Raw genomic sequence first — 19178 nt, forward strand, 5'->3', positions numbered from 1 at the left:
TCAAACCAATGATACCTACTAAATTAATCGAGCAAGTTAAACTCGACTTTAACAACGTAAATCCTTCAAAATCTATCCATCAAGACTTATCTACAGCCGTATTTACCTCGCCAGATACGCTTTGGGTTGCCTCCGATGAAATCAATGCGATCGAACGACTAAAAAAGGTTGATGGGAAAACTTTTGGAGAGCATCAATCTTTTCATTTATCGCAATTGCTAAATAATTTTAATGATGAGGAAAAAGAGGTCGATATCGAAGGAATGGATTATGATGGAAACTATCTTTGGTTAATCGGATCTCACAGTACCAAACGAAAAAAAGCGAAACTAGATAATATTAACAGACTTCAGACAATTAAACAAGATAAAAATCGCTATCTTCTCGCTCGCATTCCTTTGGTTGGAGATAAGTTAGAAAAAGAAGCTAATAACCGACAAGCCGCTTACTTAGAACGTAACCCATTTGGAACCAATCAACTAATAGAAGTTCTTAAAAACGATCCGTACATTGGAGACATTCTCTCTATTAATTTACCAGGAAAAGATAATGGTTTTGATATTGAGGGTTTGCTCGTTCGCGAGGAAACAATTTTAATTGGCTTGCGAGGGCCTGTTTTGCGAGGAATTGCAATTATCTTGGAAATTTCTGTTGAAGAAAAAGAAGCAGGAATTCTCTCGTTAAAATCTATTAATAATGAAGGGCAACGCTACAAAAAACACTTTTTAGATTTAGATGGATTGGGCGTGCGCGATCTCTGTCTAGATGGAGAAGATGTTCTAATTCTCGCAGGTCCAACCATGGATTTAGATGGAACGTTGCGAGTTTTTCGCTGGCAAGGCGCTTTTGGTTTACCCGATAAGAGTTTTTCAGTACAAAAAGAAGGCACGTTAGCAACTTTATTTGATATTCCTTATACTAGCGGCAGCGATCGCGCTGAAGGGTTAACCTTATTTCCTCATGCCAATGCAGCTAAAGCTGTCTTGGTCGTCTACGATTCGCCCGACTCGAAAAGAATTATCGAACCTGCCGGAGTTTTAGCAGATGTGTTTGCCTGGGAATAGGTTCTGGCACAGAGGGATTGGCGAGATCGCGCTTGGGCTTGTTTGTTATAGTTGCAAAAACTAGGAGAAAAAGTCCATTTAAAGCTACACTAACTTACGAAACTCTCTTATCTGTTGGGGCGAGCGCCATAGATAATAACTCTGATGAATATCATTCCCACAGAAATTCCTGAAGTTTTAATCCTAGAACCCCGCGTTTTTGGAGACGAACGCGGTTTTTTCTACGAGAGTTATAACGAACGGGAGTTCGCTGAAAAAACTGGCGTAACGGCACATTTTGTCCAAGATAATCATTCTCGTTCTCTCAAAAACGTCTTGCGGGGGTTGCACTATCAAATTCAACAGCCGCAAGGTAAGTTAGTCCGAGTTGTTGTAGGAGAAGTGTTTGACGTTGCCGTCGATCTCAGAAAAACTTCACCCACCTTCGGACGATGGGTAGGCTGCCTTCTAAGTGCAGAAAATAAGCGGCAATTTTGGATTCCAGAAGGATTTGCCCACGGCTTTCTAGTCCTCTCGGAAGTGGCAGAATTTTTGTATAAAACCACCAATTACTACGCACCTCAATACGAGCGAACTTTACTGTGGAACGATCCCGATCTCGCGATCGACTGGCGCCTAAAAACCGAACCCATCCTATCGACCAAAGATAAAGCAGGTAAACCTCTTAAGCAAGCTGCGGTTTTTCTGTAACTTTAAAGATGGGGAGACTTCTGAGACTGGGAGATGGGGGACAAGGGGGAGTGTGGGAGGAAGTGGGAGGGTGGAGAGAACCGGGAGACAACTAACTACTAACTACTAACTACTCCTCAATGACCAATCCAAAATCCTCTTATCGAATGACAAATGACCAAGCGCATTTTAGTGACGGGAATTCACGGACAATTAGGGCAAGAGTTAAAACAAACCCTAGCCCCATTAGGAGAGGTGATTGGGGTGGGACGCGAAACGATGGACTTGACTCAACCGAATGCGATTCGTCAAGCTATTGCCCAAGCAAAACCCGATCTCATCGTCAATGCGGCTGCCTATACAGCAGTGGATAAAGCAGAAACCGAAGTAGAATTAGCTAACGCTATCAATGCGATCGCGCCTGCAATTATGGCACAAGAATGCCAGCAGCTAGGAGCCACTCTGCTTCACGTTTCTACCGATTATGTCTTTGACGGCAAGAAAAATACGCCCTATCTCGAAGAAGATAGTCCCAATCCTCTCAGTGTTTATGGCAAATCCAAGCTAGCAGGAGAAGCGGCGATCGCGCAAGCTTGCCAATCCCATATCATTTTGAGAACGGCTTGGGTTTACGGGACTTGTGGCAAAAGTAACTTTGTCAAAACCATGCTGCGCCTCGGCAAAGAACGAGAAGAAATCCGAGTCGTTGCCGACCAAGTTGGCAGTCCCACCTGGGCGCCAGATATTGCCCGAGCGATTGCTAAACTTGCCATCGATTCAGACAAAATGGGGGAAGCGACGAGGGGGATTTATCACTTTACCAATAGCGGCGTTGCCAGTTGGTACGATTTTGCGATCGCTATTTTTGAGCAAGCAAGACAACTCGGTTTTCCGCTCAAAATCCGACAAGTCGTCCCGATTACGACTGCTGAATATCCCACGCCTGCCAAACGTCCTGCCTATTCAGTCCTTTCGGGTCAAAAAATCTCAGCCATCTTGGGAACTCATCCCCTTTACTGGCGAGACTCTCTCAGACAGATGCTCGAACAACTTGCTTCTCAAGCTTGATAAATGCCGAGCCATGCCAATCCAATCTTATTATCGCTCTTTATGGCGAAGCTACTCGCCCATCAAAACGGCTAAAGTCATTTATCGGGAATGGAAGCCTTCAGCCTTGTAGAAAAGTTAAGCTTCTGAAGTCCAAAACCCAAGCAAAATTTTATGTCTAAACAGTTTAATTTAGCTGTAATTCCAAACCTTAAAGTCGAACTATTGCCCGACGGGCGAGTTGCGATCGAGCAAAAATTTTTAGAGGGAATCCTCAAGTACGATGGTTTGTGGTCTGGCTCTGTTACAGTTTTGATGGAGAAAAACCCCGACCGGGATAAAAATTTTCATAAAAAAATCTTCAAACGAGACGAATTGCCATTCAAGTTGGAAATTATTTCTTCCAAAGAAATAACTCCGCAAAAATTGTTGGAAAATAAGATTTCTGTCGTTCTAGCTAGTGCAGATTATCGAAAAAACCACCTCAGTCAAGTTTGTCACTCAGCCAATCTCCCGTGTATCTACATCACTGAGTACAGCCTACAAACTAGGAAACAGATAATCGCTGCCAACACCAATAATCCATTACTTCGCTTGCGCAGAAATCTATGGGAAGAAAATCAGGAACGGAAGCAGCGCAAGGCAATAGCACTGGCAGAGGGAGTGCAGTGTAATGGAACGCCAACCTATGAAGCCTATCGTACCATCAATCGCAATCCACTCCTCTATTTTGATGGTCGCGTGACCGAAGCGATGCTAGCCACAAAGGAGGAGATCGAAAAGCGCTTCCTCAACTGCAAGGAAGATAGGCCGTTGCGATTGCTTTTTTCGGGACGGCTTATCAAAATGAAAGGAGCCGATCGCTTGCTGGATGTAGCGCGAGAACTTAAGCACTCGGGAATTCAGTTTGAGATGTTTATCTGTGGAGATGGCGATTTGAGAGAGAAAATGCAACGCGAGATCGTTGCTGCCCGACTAAAGGATCGCGTCAAAATGATGGGAGTGCTCGATTTTAAGACAGAGTTAATTCCGTTTGCTAAAGCCAATGTAGATCTGTTTGTTTGTTGTCACCCACAAGGCGATCCCTCTTGCACCTATCTAGAAACGATGTCGTGTGGCGTGCCGATTGTGGGATATGCTAACGAAGCTTTTGAGGGAGTGGTGAAATATTCGCAAGCAGGATGGCTGATTCCCATGGATCGACCCAAGCTAATAGCGCAGCAATTGGCAGCTTTGAGTCAAAATCGCCATTCGATTAAAGCGATGTCCCTAAAAGCCTTAGAGTTTGCCCGCCAGCATACCTTTGAAAAGACCTGGGAAGCACGGATTTCTCATCTAAAACGGGTGGCAATGAGGAAGATGGCTCTCGAATCGAGTATGCTTCACTAATAGAATACTTTCATCGACTCCCAATACTGAATTTATGAAAGCACTGATTCTCTCAGGCGGGAAAGGAACGAGATTGCGTCCCCTAACGCATACTGGGGCAAAGCAATTAGTTCCCGTGGCAAACAAACCCATTCTCTGGTACGGTATTGAAGCGATTGTCGCCGCAGGAATCACGGATATCGGCATTATTATCAGCCCGGAGACTGGAAAAGAAATCCAGGCTATAACTGGCAATGGCGAACGCTTTGGAGCCAAGATTACCTATATCCTGCAAGAGCAACCGCTAGGCTTAGCTCATGCGGTCAAAGTCGCCCAACCCTTTTTAGAAAATTTTCCCTTTATTATGTATTTGGGAGATAACTTGATTCAAGACAGTCTCGATATTTTTCTAGCCGAATTTGCCAAGGAACATTTAGATGCACTGATTCTCTTGCGCACAGTCAGCAATCCCACTGCCTTTGGCGTAGCTGAAGTAGACGAGAAAGGGCGCGTCTTGCAGTTGGTAGAAAAGCCCAAAAATCCCCCGTCTAATCTAGCTTTGGTAGGAATTTACTTTTTCTCTAGCGCCATTCACGGCGCGATCGCATCTATCCAACCCTCTGCTAGAGGGGAGTTGGAAATTACCGATGCCATTCAAGCCCTCATCGATCGCGAGAAACCCGTAGAAGCCCTGCAACTTCAGGGATGGTGGCTCGATACTGGCAAGAAAGACGACCTGCTAGAAGCCAATCGCATTATTCTCGATACCTGCTTGCAGATTGCCGTTGACGGACAGGTAGATGCTCAAAGTCAAGTAAGCGGGCGCGTTCAGATCGGGGCTAACTCCAAAATCATCAACAGCACGATTCGAGGACCGGTCATTATTGGCAACGACTGTCATATAGAAAATTGCTTTATCGGTCCTTATACCAGCATCGCCGATCGCGTTACGCTAATCGAGGCAGACATAGAGCATAGCGTTATCCTGCAAGAGGCTAAAGTGAGTGGCATTCACCAAAGAATTGTGGACAGCGCCATCGGACAGCGTGCCAAGCTAGAAATCGCGCCGCAACGACCGAAAGCTTTACGTTTCCTCATCGGGGATGATTCCCATATCGAGTTAGTTTGATAATTATTTTGGATTGGCGGCTGTATCAAAAAAATCTATGTCCACTGCTAACCTGAGAGTCCTCATCGTAGCCGAACATGCCTCTTTCAAGCTAGGGGGCGAAGCTGCACTCCCTTTGCATTACTTCCGAATTTTGCGCCGACGCGGTATTGAAACTTGGTTAGTCGTTCACGAACGAACTCGCGACGAACTGAAATCCCTCTTTCCCCAAGAATGCGATCGCATTTACTTTATCGCCGATACGATTTGGCACAAATTTCTATGGCAAGTCTGTCAACTGCTTCCAGGTCAACTGGGTAACTTCACTACGGGGTTCGTCATGCGATTTCTCACCCAGATCCTTCAGCGTCGCCTTGCTAAGCAAATTGTCAAAGAAAAAAATATCGATCTCGTTCACCAGCCCATTCCCGTTTCCCCTAGAGAACCATCGACGATTTTCGGCATGGGCGTACCAGTTGTCATCGGACCGATGAATGGAGGTATGGATTATCCCCCCGCTTTTCAGAGACGGCAAAATCCTCTAGAATCTCTGATTTTTGTCGTTGGTCGTTTTCTCTCTAATTTTTTTAACATTTTGATTCCCGGCAAGCGCCAAGCTACTATTCTACTGGTGGCTAACGCTCGTACCAAGAGGGCATTGCCAAAGAGCGTGTTCGGCGAGCACAAAATCGTTGAATTAGTCGAAAATGGAGTAGATCTGTCGATTTGGCAGAATCAATACCCGACTCGTTCGTTAGCAGACAACGAAGCGATCGATTCCCATCCCAGTCAACCACGACCGACAAAATTTATTTATATCGGCAGATTGGTGGACTGGAAAGCCGTCGATCTCCTCTTCATCGCTGTCAAGCAAGTACTTAAGCAAGTCCCAGTAGAAATAGAAATTATTGGCGATGGGAATCAAAAAACCGCTTTGCAAGAACAAGCTAAAAAACTGGGTTTGCTACAATCGGGTTCGGTTCATTTTCTGGGTTGGCTGTCTCAGGTCGATTGTGCCAAACGGCTTAAATCGGCTGATGCCCTAGTTCTGCCAAGCCTATGCGAGTGTGGGGGAGCGGTGATTTTAGAAGCGATGGCAATGGGGATCCCAGTCATTGCTACTAACTGGGGAGGACCGACAGACTATCTCGACGAATCTTGCGGGATCCTGGTCGAACCTAGCTCGCGCGAAGGATTTATCGATGGCTTGGCAACAGCAATGGTTAAATTAGCAACTAATCCGGAATTAGCGCGACAAATGGGTCGGGTGGGAAAACAAAAAATCGTTGACTGCTTCGATTGGGAGATTAAGGTAGATAAAGTATTAGAAATTTATCAAAAGTCCATCGCCTTCAAATCGTTTGATGATTTTCTAAAACTTTGAAATAATGAAAATCAAAGCTATCTCTAGCTCAATTTTATTGGGATTGCGACTGGAAAATTGTTAAAGTGGCTACAAAATAGCGATCGCCAAGATATTAAACAATGACTGATTCTCAACAGGAACGAACTCAATCTAGAAAACCTCGTCGAATTTTAATTACAGGTGGGGCGGGTTTTATTGGTTCTAATTTCGTCCATCACTGGTGTGCCAATTACGGAGGCGATCGCGTCGTCGTTCTCGATGCCCTCACCTATGCGGGCAATCGCCAGAATCTAGCCTCCTTAGAAGGAAAAGCCAACTTTCGCTTCGTTTGCGGCAATATCTGCGATCGCGCCCTAATCGATTCCCTACTTCGAGAAGAAAAGATCGATACGGTTGCTCATTTGGCGGCGGAATCCCACGTAGATCGCTCGATTTTAGGACCCGATGCTTTTATTCAAACCAATGTCGTCGGAACTTTTACCCTACTGGAAAGTTTTCGCCACCATTGGATCGAAGAGGGACAACCAGCAACCTACCGCTTTCTTCACGTTTCCACCGATGAAGTCTACGGCAGTCTCAAACCCGACGATCCGCCCTTCAGAGAAACTACGCCCTACGCGCCCAATAGTCCCTATTCTGCCTCGAAAGCCGGAAGCGATCACCTCGCTCGCGCCTACTATCATACTTACAGTTTGCCGACGATTATTACCAATTGTTCTAACAACTACGGCCCCTACCACTTCCCAGAAAAATTAATTCCCCTAATGTGCATCAATATTCTATTAGGCAAACCCCTACCCGTATACGGCGACGGACAGAATATTCGCGATTGGCTGTATGTAGGCGATCACTGCCGCGCCCTAGATACAGTCTTACACCGAGGTAGACCGGGCAAAACTTACAATATTGGGGGAAACAATGAAGTCAAAAATATCGATCTCGTCGATCGCTTGTGCGAACTGATGGACGAACTCGCCCCCGAATTGCCCGTGCGACCTTCTAAACAATTGATTACCTTTGTTAAAGATCGTCCCGGACACGATCGCCGCTACGCGATCAATGCAACTAAGATGAGACAAGAATTGGGTTGGACTCCCCAAGAAACGCTTTCAAGCGGTTTGCGAAAAACTATTAAATGGTATTTAAATAACCGCAATTGGTGGCAACCCCTGCTCTCTCAAGAATACCAAGCCTATTACCAAAAAGTTTACGGACAGGTCGAACCAGTTAACTAACAGGTTGTCCCAAAAGTATAGTATGTCATGTTGAGCGTCGCGATCGCGAAGCGAAACATCTTATAGCAATTCGCAATTGGGAAATAGAGATGGATTCTAGCTAGAAATTCAATGTTTTTAGATTTTAATGGCGAATTGCGAATTATCAATTGCGACTTATCAATTAGTCAGCCGCTCTGGGTATAAGGCTTTTTCCCTGAGCATCTGTAGCGTTCTTTTTTAGAAATGGTAAATATTTTTAGAAATGGTAATAAAATAGCACGTTAGTAACCTAAGTATGTCAGTAACTTAAGTTTGTTTAACTGCAATGTCACAATTGCAAATCCTGTTCCGACAAACTTCGTCGTGGTTGTACAGCAATAATTCGTTTGTCAAAGAGTGGCGCTATAGGCGTTTAAAGCAATTCTTGTCACTGGTCAAACCGCCTAATCGCGCTCGGATTATCGACTTAGGAGGAACTCCTTACATGTGGGAGTTAATCGATCGCAGCTTCAATGTTACTCTCGTCAACTTACCTGGTGCGATTCGGCAAACTGATAAGGTACGGGGTTATACTTATGTTGAAAGCGATGCAACCAATCTTATCAGTCTGTTTGACGACAAATCTTTCGATATCGTATTCAGCAACTCCGTCATCGAACATGTTGGCGATGAAAAAAAACAAGCGGCTTTCGCGGCAGAAGTTCATAGATTGGCTAACGCTTATTGGGTGCAAACACCGAGCGATAACTTTCCTATCGAGGTGCATACTGGCGTTCCCTTTTATTGGCAGCTGCCTCATTGGATACGCGATCGCTTAATCCGATCGTGGAAGACAAAATTGCCCGCCTGGACAAAAATGATTGAAGAATTAAGGGTTGTATCTAAAAGTTCGATGAGACAATTGTTTCCTGATGCAAAGATATATGTCGAACGCAAATTGTGGTTTGAAAAGTCATACTCTTTCTATAAACCTTTTCACCAATAGCTCGAAAAATCAATGTTTTTAGACTGATATCAAGTCCGGTTAAAGTTTTACCGACGATTATTTTTTCTCCTCAGTTATTACTATTCCTGACCGCTATGGGATTTTGCCGTAAGTGGATCGTACTGAGATCTTGTACCTTTGGCATCAACGCCTAGGACTAAAGGGCATTGCTGAATAAGCATATGATTCACTGAGGGACAGGCACCTCTCCAAATTTCAGGTAGTGCAGTAACAATTTGAGCGAGTGCTTTAGCATTGCTACGGACTTCGAGTAGCACAACGTCTTGCGGTGCAATCGAGCCAGGTAGTGACGTAATCGGGTATTTTCGCCTTCCACCCGCGTCATGTAAGTCTTGCTGATAATGTGGTTGCCATCGGGAATGAAACCAGGATAGACCTTCCAACCATCGGTGACATAGAAATAGCACTTCCAAGCGGCCACGATGGCCCACAAGGGACGGAACGTTTCCGCGCTATGAGCCCCTAAAACCCACCCTAAAATCCCCGCTTTAAAGTGGTCAACGGCAGTCCACAGCCAAATCTTGTTTTTTTGTGCCCACAAAGGTCTCCAACTCATCCAATTCCCCCACTTCCGGCGTGACTTCTGGTTCGTAAGCATCGGGTAACAATTCCCCAATTTGCTTGACCCAAGTAATCACCGTTGTATGGTGAACGCCTTTGACTCGTTCAATGGCTCGAAATCCCATGCCGTTGACATCCAGTTTGAGACAGTCCCGCTTAAACTCATCACCATAGCCTGCAGGGGGATCATAGGTTTCAATGAACTGCCGCCGACAAGCTTTACAAAGGTAATTTTGTTTACCTCTTTGCTTACCGTTCTTACCGAGCGCAGTAGAGCCACATTCAGGACATTGCATTGGTTTTACCCTCGTTTCATATCCTCATTATGCAATGCCACAGGTCGAAGTCACGAATTATTGCCAGAAACATTAATCGCATAGAATAGATAACTATATAAGAATAAAATAAAAATAGATAACATCGATCCTTAAACTTTGGCGTGGAATTGAGCTTATTTAGGGAACAGTAACTGCTATCAATCCTCAATCTCGCCCGACAACTTCACAAATTCCTCATTTTTCCGAGTTTCTATTGTCAGTAGATCTTAGTGAGGGACAAATTTATGAAAAGGATTGCAACTCTAATTGCAACGCTTTCGCTGATTAGCCTGCTTGTAGCTCCAACCGTCCTCGCTCAACCTCGAATGGGTCGAGGCAGCGAGGGTTGGGGGGGGACAGTATCAGCGCATGTATAACCCCAAAACAGTTGAAACTCTTACTGGAGAAGTGGTTGCCATAGACACCATTACGCCGATGAGGAGGATGTCTGGTGGCGTGCATTTAAGAGTACGCACCCAAAATAATCGAGAGGTTTCCGTTCACCTCGGTCCAGCTTGGTATTTAGATCGCCAGGATGTCCAGATTGAAGTCGGAGATAGGATTGAGGTAAAAGGCTCCAGAGTGACGTTTTCAGGACAACCCACCATTATTGCTGCCCGAGTCAGGAAGGGCGATCGCGTTTTGACCCTGCGCGATGACAATGGCTTTCCCGTCTGGAGTGGCTGGCGCAGATGGCAGCAATCGGGAAGTCCTGGGAAGGAATTTTCAGGTTTTCGCGATCGCTCCTAAAAAATGACTCGATGATAACGCACGGTTGCGTACCGTCACACCAGTCCAACCAACTTGGAGCTTAACTCCCACAGGCGCTCGGCTTTAGTATCATCGCGGGCTTGGGGAGAAACCCTTTGAACAAACGCCTCCTTGCGATCTTTCTTCTGTCGATTTCCCCAACTCCAATAGGCACCGGATTGTTTGTATTCGGGATCGGCAACCACCGCCGCGACTCGCTCCCCAGCTAACTCCTGAGACACATACCCCCCCGTGATGTACTTCTGGAACAACGGGAAGAGTTTCTGAAACAGAGGATAGTGGTTTCGGAATAGCGGCGTATCCGCTACGCACCCAGGATAGAGAGAGCTGAAGACAATCCCGGTGGACTCATGATAGCGGCGATGCAGTTCCCGCATGGTCAGCACGTTGCAAACCTTGCTGTCCTTATAAGCTTTGACGGGTTCAAACTTCTTGCCGTCAATCATCGAGATCGGCGCCTGAAATCCGGCTGCAAAGCCTTCTAAATTGCCTAAGTCCGGACGCGGATAAACCTTCCCACCAAGTTCGTCTGGATTGTGGGTCACGGTTCCCAAAATGACGAGCCTTCGATCCGAGGCGGGTGAGTTTTTCAGATCCTCAAGCATGAGGTTACACAAGAGGAAATGTCCGAGGTGATTCGTAGCCATGCTCAATTCATATCCTTCTGCGGATCGCAATGGCTCCTTTAATAAAGGCATATAAATTGCAGCATTGCACACCAAAGCTTCTAGGGATCTGCCAGTTGCCCTGAAATCCTTGACAAACTGACGCACGCTCACCAAGTCGGCTAAGTCGAGACGGATTATCGTGTAGCTGTCCTTCGGCATTCCAAGAGTTTGGGCAGCTTTCTCCGTCTTCGGTAAATCCCGACAAGCCATCACTACATGCCAGCCCCTATTGACAAGCGCTTTCGCAGCGTACAAACCGACCCCTGAAGAAGCGCCCGTGATTACAACCGTTTTTTGATTGGGTTCCATACCGTTCTGACTCCATCGATCGAGTTCACTATCTCTAGAATCTCATGTCACCGAGTCTTTCGTTCTTATATTTTGGGAGTTCTGGGACGATCGCGATGTTAAGAAAAGCGATCGCCAGCAAAATTACTTATCTTTCTTCGGCAACTAACAAAACAACGCTATAAGCGGCGATTCCTTCTTCTCGTCCTACGGGGCCTAGTTGTTCGTTAGTTGTCGCTTTGATGCCAATGCGATCGCGATCGATAGATAGCGTTTGCGCTAATTTATCCTGCATATCTTTAATGTGGGGTTTTAGCTTGGGACGTTCGGCAACGATTACCGAGTCTACGTTCCCGATTTGCCAACCCCGCGATCGCACCAACTGATTGACTTGTTCGAGGAGCATTAAACTATTTGCCCCTGCCCATTTGGGATCGGTGGGGGGAAAATAGTGCCCGATATCTCCCAAACTCAATGCTCCCAGCATGGCATCCATAATTGCATGGGTTAGCACGTCAGCATCGCTGTGTCCTAGTAGTCCGACTGTATGAGAGATTTCCACGCCGCCGAGAATTAACGGTCGTCCTTCTACGAGTCGGTGAATATCGTAACCATTACCAATACGAATATTTATCATTTTTTATTAAGTGGTTTGTTATCAATTAACCGTAAAAGCGAATGATGCTTCGCCCGTATCAGTTACCAGTGTATCGGATAGACTATAGCAATAATCTAGCGATGCAAGCCGTCATAAAACACGCTAACGATCCGGCAATCATTGCCCTCATGCCTAATTAAGCCAGAACGCCTCGGCGTTTTGGCACGACCCAGAGCTTACACCCTTCTCAACAACTGCCGTTGTCATTAATTTCCTGGCCGAGCGAAAAAGTCTTTTAAAGAAGACTAAAGAAGACCCGATAGGAATTTCAGTCGATTTTAATCGAGTTGAGCTTTGAGCCTAGAACTTTAGTCGGCATTACATAATGAGGATATGAAACGAGGGTAAAACCAATGCAATGTCCTGAATGTGGCTCTACTGCGCTCGGTAAGAACGGTAAGCAAAGAGGTAAACAAAATTACCTTTGTAAAGCTTGTCGGCGGCAGTTCATTGAAACCTATGATCCCCCTGCAGGCTATGGTGATGAGTTTAAGCGGGACTGTCTCAAACTGGATGTCAACGGCATGGGATTTCGAGCCATTGAACGAGTCAAAGGCGTTCACCATACAACGGTGATTACTTGGGTCAAGCAAATTGGGGAATTGTTACCCGATGCTTACGAACCAGAAGTCACGCCGGAAGTGGGGGAATTGGATGAGTTGGAGACCTTTGTGGGCACAAAAAAACAAGATTTGGCTGTGGACTGCCGTTGACCACTTTAAAGCGGGGATTTTAGGGTGGGTTTTAGGGGCTCATAGCGCGGAAACGTTCCGTCCCTTGTGGGCCATCGTGGCCGCTTGGAAGTGCTATTTCTATGTCACCGATGGTTGGAAGGTCTATCCTGGTTTCATTCCCGATGGCAACCACATTATCAGCAAGACTTACATGACGCGGGTGGAAGGCGAAAATACCCGATTACGTCACTACCTGGCTCGATTGCACCGCAAGACGTTGTGCTACTCGAAGTCCGTAGCAATGCTAAAGCACTCGCTCAAATTGTTACTGCACTACCTGAAATTTGGAGAGGTGCCTGTCCCTCAGTGAATCATATGCTTATTCAGCAATGCCCGACCTGTTTGTATCCGAGCGTTTAGCAGGTGATGCAGAAGACTGGGTTGTCGGCACGGAGCGGGAAGTCCGGGACGGACGAAAGGCGGTTCGGTTTTGCCAAAGGATAAAGGCAGCCATTGCCAACAGAAAGTAACCAAAGGCTTTTTGTAGGTGTCGAGCTTGGACAAACCGCACTAGATAGGCTCCGGCGACAATTCCCAAGCTAGCAGCCACGGCAAACGATGCCATCAAATTCCAATTTAGGGCGACGTGTCCCAGATAGCCTAGAAATCCAGCCGCAGAATTGAGGGTGATCACGACCAAAGAAGTGCCGATCGCCTGTTTCATCGGGATATTTGCTAGCAATACCAATGCAGGCACGATCGCAAATCCCCCCCCCACGCCCACCAAGCCAGTTAAGGCTCCTACGCCCAACCCTTCGGTAATCAGCCACAGCCAGCAATATTTGCAAACAGGTTTGGGATAGAGGGCTAAATCGGGACCTGTTGTTGGGGGAGGCGCTTCTGCTTGGGGACGCTTACGAATCATGAAAACGGCTGCCAGCAACATCATGGTGGCAAAGAGCACCATTTGCATGGTGCCAGTCACGAACGGCAGGGTGGCTAGCCGCGCCCCGCCGTAAGCTCCTAGCATGGTAGACAACCCGAAGGTAGCAGCCGTCCGTAAATTGATATTGCCCAGCTTCCAGTGAGGAATTGCGCCTAAGAGGCTAACCGTTCCCACAACTGCCAAACTCATCGCGATCGCTGATTTAGGAGGTACTCCCATCACGTATACCAGGGTAGGAACTGCCAAAATCGAGCCGCCCCCACCGATTAAGCCCAAGCTAATCCCAATTGCCGCTGCCAGAATATGACCGAAAATCCAGCCAATCACATGCTTACCTCCTGCTTACTTCCCTCGAGCTGGTCGGTTCTCAGAGAAGATAAAATTCATAACGTTTTGTTTATTAAGTAGCAAGGCTCGCCAAGCGACCGCACATCTCATTAGCAGGAACGGCTTCCATCATTTTCTTAGGATCGGGCAAGTTTAGGTTGCCCATAAATTCGATAAAACCTTCGCGAGTGCGCCCTACAAATCGGGGATTCCATTGCTTTTCCTCCCCGATTGTGGATACTGTATGACCTCGGTAATCGTGAGCCGGATAAACTAAAGTATCATCTGGCAATGCAAACAATCGTTGCGTCACCGAGTCATAGAGCGTACCCGCATCGCCACTCTGGAAATCCGTGCGCCCGCAGCCGCGAATGAACAAGGCATCTCCCGTCAACACGCGATCGCTGTTTACTAAATAAGCCATGTGGCTATCGGTGTGTCCTGGGGTTGCAATCGCTTGAATCGTTATCGCTCCTAGTTGCAGGGTTTCCCCATCTTTAATATGACGATCCGCACAGCTAGCCTGTGCATGTTCGGGAACGATTCCCAAACATCCTGTCATCTGACGTAATTTATCGGTTCCTGTAATATGATCCGCATGGATATGAGTTTCCAGGCAGTAGCGCAGGGTTAGTCCTAGTTCTTGGAGAAGTTTGCGATCGCGCTCCACTTGCTCCAGCACCGGATCGATGAGAATGGCTTCTTTAGTATCGGGATCTGCGATTAAATAAGTGTAAGTACTGGTTTCTTGGTCGTATAACTGTCGAAATAACATCTTTGTCTCCTCCTTTTTTGAAAATTCAAGCCGCTTGTGAGTATTTTTCCACATAAGACTTGAAAAACGCTTTCATTTGCGGATAAGCACTGCAATCAAAGCCAATTTCGCCTGCTTTCTCAAAAGCTTGCTCTGGAGTTAGCCCTTGCCGCGTCGCCAGGTACATCAATGTTATGGCACCTGCCCGCAGGGAAACGCCGCAGTGAATTAAAGCGGGTTTCGGCAGCGCGTCAATTTGCTGGAGTACTTGAGTTGTTATTTCCTCCGTCAATTCCTCTGCCTTGGGTACTGGAATGTTAGCGTAGTGCAATCCCAAGGCTTCTGCTTGTTGTCCCTCTTCGCTCCAATAGCCCTGTTCGGCAGGCGATCGCAAATTGAAGACAGATTTGAAGCCTTCCTGGGCTGCTTGTTGCAACTGCTCTGGCGTAATCTGTCCGGCTATAGCGAGCTGGTCGTTAATCTGCTTGACATTTTCCATAGTTGCCTCCTTTAATCTACGCAGGGATGAGCTGTAGAATTTAAACAGATCGCCAAAACAATTCACAATCGGCAATTGGGTAGCCTATAAGTGAAGCGCGACTATAAACTTTGGTTCTAAAATCGGAATCGCAATCATGCGATTGAAGCACAGCTTTGTCGGATAATTGCCAATTGGATTGACTTTTAGTCATGAGTGAATAATTGCTCGTTGCAAATTAGAATGACTCTTTCTCCATTTGCATCACTTAATTACTGTCCGAGGTACGATCGCTACCTCGACAGTTACTATATTTATTTTATCGCTATCAAGTCATATAATCAATCTATTGATATTTCTTGAGAAACTAACTTCTAGGATTGTTTCTGAAAGCAGATGCTTACCGAGCAAGACTGCGATCGCCCATGACTAATATTAAAGCTTGATAAATAGTTTTTTAAGAGTCAACCGATCGCGCTATTGTTCCTTGTTTGATGAGCGATCGGTTATAATTGGTTTTATTTTACTAAAAACAAGACAACTTTTCATAAAATGAATTGTGCTGTAAATAGTAAATATAGAGATTAATATCAACAATTAATTGTTTTTTTTTGATAAAGTATTAACACTTAAATTATGGTCGATCTTCTGAAAAATCGCTATCGAATTCTCTGTAGTTTGAGTCGTGGGGGCTTTGGGGAAACATTTCTAGCAGAAGATACGGATATGCCTTCTGCTCGTCGCTGCGTCATTAAAAAACTTATCCCGATCGCTAACGATCCTCAAATCTATCAGTTGGTTAAAGAACGATTTCAGCGAGAAGGTATTATCTTAGAAAAATTGGGCGAAGGCAATTCGCAAATTCCCAGCTTATATGCTTACTTTGAAGAATCCGGTCAATTTTATTTAGTTCAAGAGTGGATTAAAGGGACTACTTTATCAGAGAAAGTTCGGCAGGAAGGAAAGTTAAATGAGGGTGTAGTTAAAGAAATTTTAATCAGTATTTTGTCAGTTTTAGATTACATTCACACTCAGCATATCGTCCACCGAGATATTAAACCGGATAATATTATTATTCGTGCATCAGATAATAAACCCTTTCTGATTGATTTTGGTGCGGTAAAAGAAACGATGGGAACGGTGATGACGACCTCTGGACACAGTACCTATTCAATTGCGATCGGGACTCCTGGATTTATGCCAAGCGAACAGATAGCAGGTAGACCCGTTTATGCTAGCGATTTATATAGTTTAGCCCTAACGGCTATTTATTTACTGAGTGGGAAGTATCCCCAAGAGTTCGCCACTAATCCAGCAACAGGGGAGATTCTATGGCGACAGCATGCTTTGAGCACCAGTTCAGCTTTAGCGACTATTTTAGATAAAGCGATTCAACCCCATCCGCGCGATCGCTTCTTAAGTGCAAAGGAAATGCTCGCTGCGATTAAAAATGAAGTTAGAGCAATTCCAACTAGCGCACCTTCTGCAAGTCCTACTGGTGTATCCACAGCAGTTATATCGCCTGCTAGAGGCAATAGTAATTCACGGGTAACTAATACAAATTCTGGCGGTTTGAAAGATTGGCAAAAAGCTACTATTGTTGGTAGTATAATCGGCTCTTTTGTCATGGGAGCCTCGATGGTAAATAGCTATTTCAGTCGTCAATCCGAACTACAAATATCTGCTTCAAATTCACTTAATAATTCTGAAGTTCAACCGCAAGAACACAACACTCCAGAAATTAATACTTCCCCGATCGTTCAACCGACACAACCAAGCGAATCAGAAACTGTTAATTCTCCTGCCGCACAACCGACACAACCAAGCGAATCAGAAACTGTTAATTCTCCTTCCGTTCAATCGCCCAACGATCGCAACGAGAATTCAAAAACAGGTAATTTATCTCCCAAACCGTCGTCAAGCGATCGCAACGAAAATTTAACTAATGCAATCGAGGAAAGTCAAGCTGCTCAGTTTGTCGAGAAGCTTTATGCGCTGCTTTCAGACAAAAAATTTGATGAAGCTAGACTTGCCTATGGACCTCCATTAGCTGCTCAATTCGATCCCAATTTTTTTACTCAATTTGAAAGAGTGACCGTAGAAAATCTACAGATAATTTCAAGGACGGATTCTTCGATTAATTTGATTGGCGAAAACACTTATTTTTATCCAGACGGTTCGACACAACGAGAACAAAGAACCTATACTGTTAGAAATTTAAATGGAAAGTTAAAAATTACCAATTCTAAATTTGTTAAAGTGACTAAATTTAGACAAAATTAACAATTTTCCAAATGGTTTAGGGGGTTATTATAATAAGACTCAGTAATGATAGGCGAGCTAGAAGCTCGCACTACCTACCTATTATGACTAATTAAACAGATTTGATATGACTAGCCCAATCTTATAGACAAAGCTTCTCTTGCTTGTTCTCGGTCGTCGAAATGAATTTTTTCCGTGCCGAGAATTTGATAATCTTCGTGACCTTTTCCGGCAATAACTACTCCGTCGCCTGGTTTGGCATCCTGAATCGCTTGATGAATCGCCGTAGCGCGATCGCAAATTACTATCGGTTTAACCGATGCAGGAATGCCTGCCACGATATCTTGCAAAATCCGTTTCGGGTCTTCGGTACGGGGATTATCTGAGGTAACAACCGCGACATCGGCAAGTTCTGCGGCAATTTTCCCCATAATAGGACGCTTAGTGCGATCGCGATCGCCCCCACAACCGAACACGCAAATCATCTTTCCTGAAATAAAAGGTCGTGCTGCTTTGAGTAAATTCTCCAAACTATCGGGCGTATGGGCATAATCGACGATAACGCCAATATCCTGGTTCTCGCTAATTTGTACCCTCTCCATTCGTCCGGGAACGCCAGGAAACTTGAGTAACTGTTCGATAACGATTTCTAAGTTCAAACCGAGGTGCAGGACTGCCGCGACAGCAGCGAGAAGATTGGATAAATTAAATTGACCGACTAAGGGCGATCGAAAAGAGATTTGACCTACTGGGGTATGCATGACCCCGCTTACACCTGTAGATTCATAATTGAGTTGTGCGGTGTAAAAATCAGCAGCAGGATTGCTAACGCTATAACTCCAAACCTTGTCCGAATCTAGCGCTTCTATCAAACGCTTGCCATAGGAGTCATCCAGGTTAGCGATCGCTCGACCTTTAAGATAATCGGGGCTAAATAACAATGCTTTGGCAGAAAAATAATCTTCCATGTCTTTATGGAAGTCTAGATGATCTTGAGTGAGGTTGGTAAACACGCCCACGTCAAACGAACACCCTTTCACGCGACCTTGTGCTAGTGCGTGAGAACTGACTTCCATGACTGCATATTGATTTCCTGCATCCCTAGCGGCAGCAAGTTGTGCTTGCAGTTGGGCAGCAAAAGGCGTGGTATGAACCGCAGTTTGTTGAAAACCCGCCCACCGAGTATATAGGGTTCCCAGAAGAGCAGTCGGCAATTGAGACTGATTGAAGAAAAATTCGATGAGATGGGTGATTGTGGTTTTGCCATTGGTTCCCGTCACGCCAACCATTCTTAATTGCTGGGAAGGATAACCGTAGAAAGCTGCCGATAGGTCCGCACAAGCAGAAACCGGATCGGCGACTTGGATGACGCAAGCATTAGGTGTAGGCGGGTATTTAGCGGCTGATTGAGGGCTAATTAATGCCGCGATCGCACCGGCTTCTAAGGCACTCTGCCAGAATTCTCCCCCATCTACCCGCGTTCCTGGCATGCCAATAAATAAATCTCCAAGCTGACAAGCATGGGAGTTGGTACTAATTCCTTTTACTTCTTTATCTAGTGCAGGGTGTTCGGGAATCTGAGAGATACCGGAAACCTTGGCTAACAAATCGCGCAGCTTCATCATAGCA

At 45.5% G+C, this 19178-nt stretch carries 18 protein-coding genes; 11 read left to right on the forward strand and 7 right to left on the reverse strand.

Annotated elements, in window-relative coordinates:
• Positions 1–8: 8 nt before the first annotated feature.
• The 8 genes from PLE7327_RS09690 to PLE7327_RS09725 all read left to right on the forward strand — a co-directional run bounded on the left by PLE7327_RS09690 (position 9) and on the right by PLE7327_RS09725 (position 8824).
• The gene (locus PLE7327_RS09690; protein WP_015143662.1) at positions 9–1064 is read left to right on the forward strand and encodes a DUF3616 domain-containing protein; all 1056 of its coding nucleotides are present in this window, start codon (positions 9–11) and stop codon (positions 1062–1064) included.
• A gap of 144 nt (positions 1065–1208) precedes the next feature.
• Positions 1209–1754, forward strand: a complete 546-nt coding sequence (rfbC, locus tag PLE7327_RS09695; RefSeq protein ID WP_015143663.1) for a dTDP-4-dehydrorhamnose 3,5-epimerase — start codon at positions 1209–1211, stop codon at positions 1752–1754.
• Positions 1755–1907: 153 nt separating this feature from the next.
• Entirely contained in the window at positions 1908–2801 is an 894-nt protein-coding gene (gene rfbD, locus PLE7327_RS09700; protein WP_015143664.1) for a dTDP-4-dehydrorhamnose reductase, read from the forward strand.
• A 153-nt stretch (positions 2802–2954) separates the two neighbouring features.
• Positions 2955–4169 carry a glycosyltransferase family 4 protein gene (locus tag PLE7327_RS09705; protein WP_015143665.1) on the forward strand — a complete coding sequence of 405 codons (1215 nt, stop codon included), beginning with the start codon at positions 2955–2957 and terminating at the stop codon, positions 4167–4169.
• A 34-nt stretch (positions 4170–4203) separates the two neighbouring features.
• Entirely contained in the window at positions 4204–5277 is a 1074-nt protein-coding gene (locus PLE7327_RS09710) for a glucose-1-phosphate thymidylyltransferase (RefSeq protein WP_015143666.1), read from the forward strand.
• Between the two features lie 37 nt (positions 5278–5314).
• Positions 5315–6640 (forward strand): glycosyltransferase family 4 protein, encoded by a 1326-nt coding sequence (locus PLE7327_RS09715; RefSeq protein ID WP_015143667.1) that lies wholly within the window; start codon positions 5315–5317, stop codon positions 6638–6640.
• Between the two features lie 101 nt (positions 6641–6741).
• Positions 6742–7857 (forward strand): dTDP-glucose 4,6-dehydratase, encoded by a 1116-nt coding sequence (gene rfbB, locus PLE7327_RS09720; RefSeq protein ID WP_015143668.1) that lies wholly within the window; start codon positions 6742–6744, stop codon positions 7855–7857.
• 307 nt (positions 7858–8164) lie between these two features.
• Complete coding sequence (locus tag PLE7327_RS09725) at positions 8165–8824, forward strand: class I SAM-dependent methyltransferase (protein ID WP_015143669.1); 660 nt, start codon at positions 8165–8167, stop codon at positions 8822–8824.
• 187 nt (positions 8825–9011) lie between these two features.
• On the opposite strand, the gene PLE7327_RS23325 is transcribed toward PLE7327_RS09725, so the two are convergent.
• A protein-coding gene (locus tag PLE7327_RS23325; RefSeq protein ID WP_144266107.1) for an IS1 family transposase occupies positions 9012–9702 on the reverse strand; the annotation gives its coding sequence in 2 pieces (ribosomal slippage) (positions 9012–9378 and positions 9377–9702; 693 coding nt in all).
• A 390-nt stretch (positions 9703–10092) separates the two neighbouring features.
• On the opposite strand from PLE7327_RS23325, the gene PLE7327_RS09735 reads away from it, so the two are divergent.
• A complete protein-coding gene (locus PLE7327_RS09735; protein ID WP_217523363.1) occupies positions 10093–10473 on the forward strand; it encodes a hypothetical protein in 381 nt (126 codons plus the stop codon).
• Positions 10474–10508: 35 nt separating this feature from the next.
• Here PLE7327_RS09735 and PLE7327_RS09740 read toward each other — a convergent pair whose 3' ends face one another.
• Entirely contained in the window at positions 10509–11471 is a 963-nt protein-coding gene (locus PLE7327_RS09740) for a protochlorophyllide reductase (RefSeq protein ID WP_015143670.1), read from the reverse strand.
• Positions 11472–11598: 127 nt separating this feature from the next.
• Positions 11599–12084: a 2-C-methyl-D-erythritol 2,4-cyclodiphosphate synthase gene (gene ispF, locus PLE7327_RS09745; RefSeq protein WP_041393090.1), complete on the reverse strand. Its 486-nt coding sequence runs from the start codon at positions 12082–12084 to the stop codon at positions 11599–11601.
• Between the two features lie 377 nt (positions 12085–12461).
• On the opposite strand from ispF, the gene PLE7327_RS23330 reads away from it, so the two are divergent.
• A protein-coding gene (locus PLE7327_RS23330; protein WP_144266107.1) for an IS1 family transposase occupies positions 12462–13152 on the forward strand; the annotation gives its coding sequence in 2 pieces (ribosomal slippage) (positions 12462–12787 and positions 12786–13152; 693 coding nt in all).
• 9 nt (positions 13153–13161) lie between these two features.
• On the opposite strand, the gene PLE7327_RS09755 is transcribed toward PLE7327_RS23330, so the two are convergent.
• From PLE7327_RS09755 to PLE7327_RS09765, 3 genes are all read right to left on the reverse strand, one after another.
• The gene (locus tag PLE7327_RS09755) at positions 13162–14055 is read right to left on the reverse strand and encodes a sulfite exporter TauE/SafE family protein (protein WP_015143672.1); all 894 of its coding nucleotides are present in this window, start codon (positions 14053–14055) and stop codon (positions 13162–13164) included.
• A gap of 73 nt (positions 14056–14128) precedes the next feature.
• The gene (locus PLE7327_RS09760; RefSeq protein WP_015143673.1) at positions 14129–14830 is read right to left on the reverse strand and encodes an MBL fold metallo-hydrolase; all 702 of its coding nucleotides are present in this window, start codon (positions 14828–14830) and stop codon (positions 14129–14131) included.
• Between the two features lie 25 nt (positions 14831–14855).
• The gene (locus PLE7327_RS09765; protein ID WP_015143674.1) at positions 14856–15308 is read right to left on the reverse strand and encodes a beta-lactamase hydrolase domain-containing protein; all 453 of its coding nucleotides are present in this window, start codon (positions 15306–15308) and stop codon (positions 14856–14858) included.
• Positions 15309–15923: 615 nt separating this feature from the next.
• On the opposite strand from PLE7327_RS09765, the gene PLE7327_RS09770 reads away from it, so the two are divergent.
• Positions 15924–17570: a protein kinase gene (locus PLE7327_RS09770; RefSeq protein WP_015143675.1), complete on the forward strand. Its 1647-nt coding sequence runs from the start codon at positions 15924–15926 to the stop codon at positions 17568–17570.
• A 110-nt stretch (positions 17571–17680) separates the two neighbouring features.
• On the opposite strand, the gene PLE7327_RS09775 is transcribed toward PLE7327_RS09770, so the two are convergent.
• Positions 17681–19171 carry a UDP-N-acetylmuramoyl-L-alanyl-D-glutamate--2,6-diaminopimelate ligase gene (locus tag PLE7327_RS09775; protein ID WP_041392022.1) on the reverse strand — a complete coding sequence of 497 codons (1491 nt, stop codon included), beginning with the start codon at positions 19169–19171 and terminating at the stop codon, positions 17681–17683.
• Positions 19172–19178 lie beyond the last annotated feature (7 nt).

It is taken from the genome of Pleurocapsa sp. PCC 7327, assembly GCF_000317025.1.
GTDB lineage: Bacteria > Cyanobacteriota > Cyanobacteriia > Cyanobacteriales > Microcystaceae > Hydrococcus.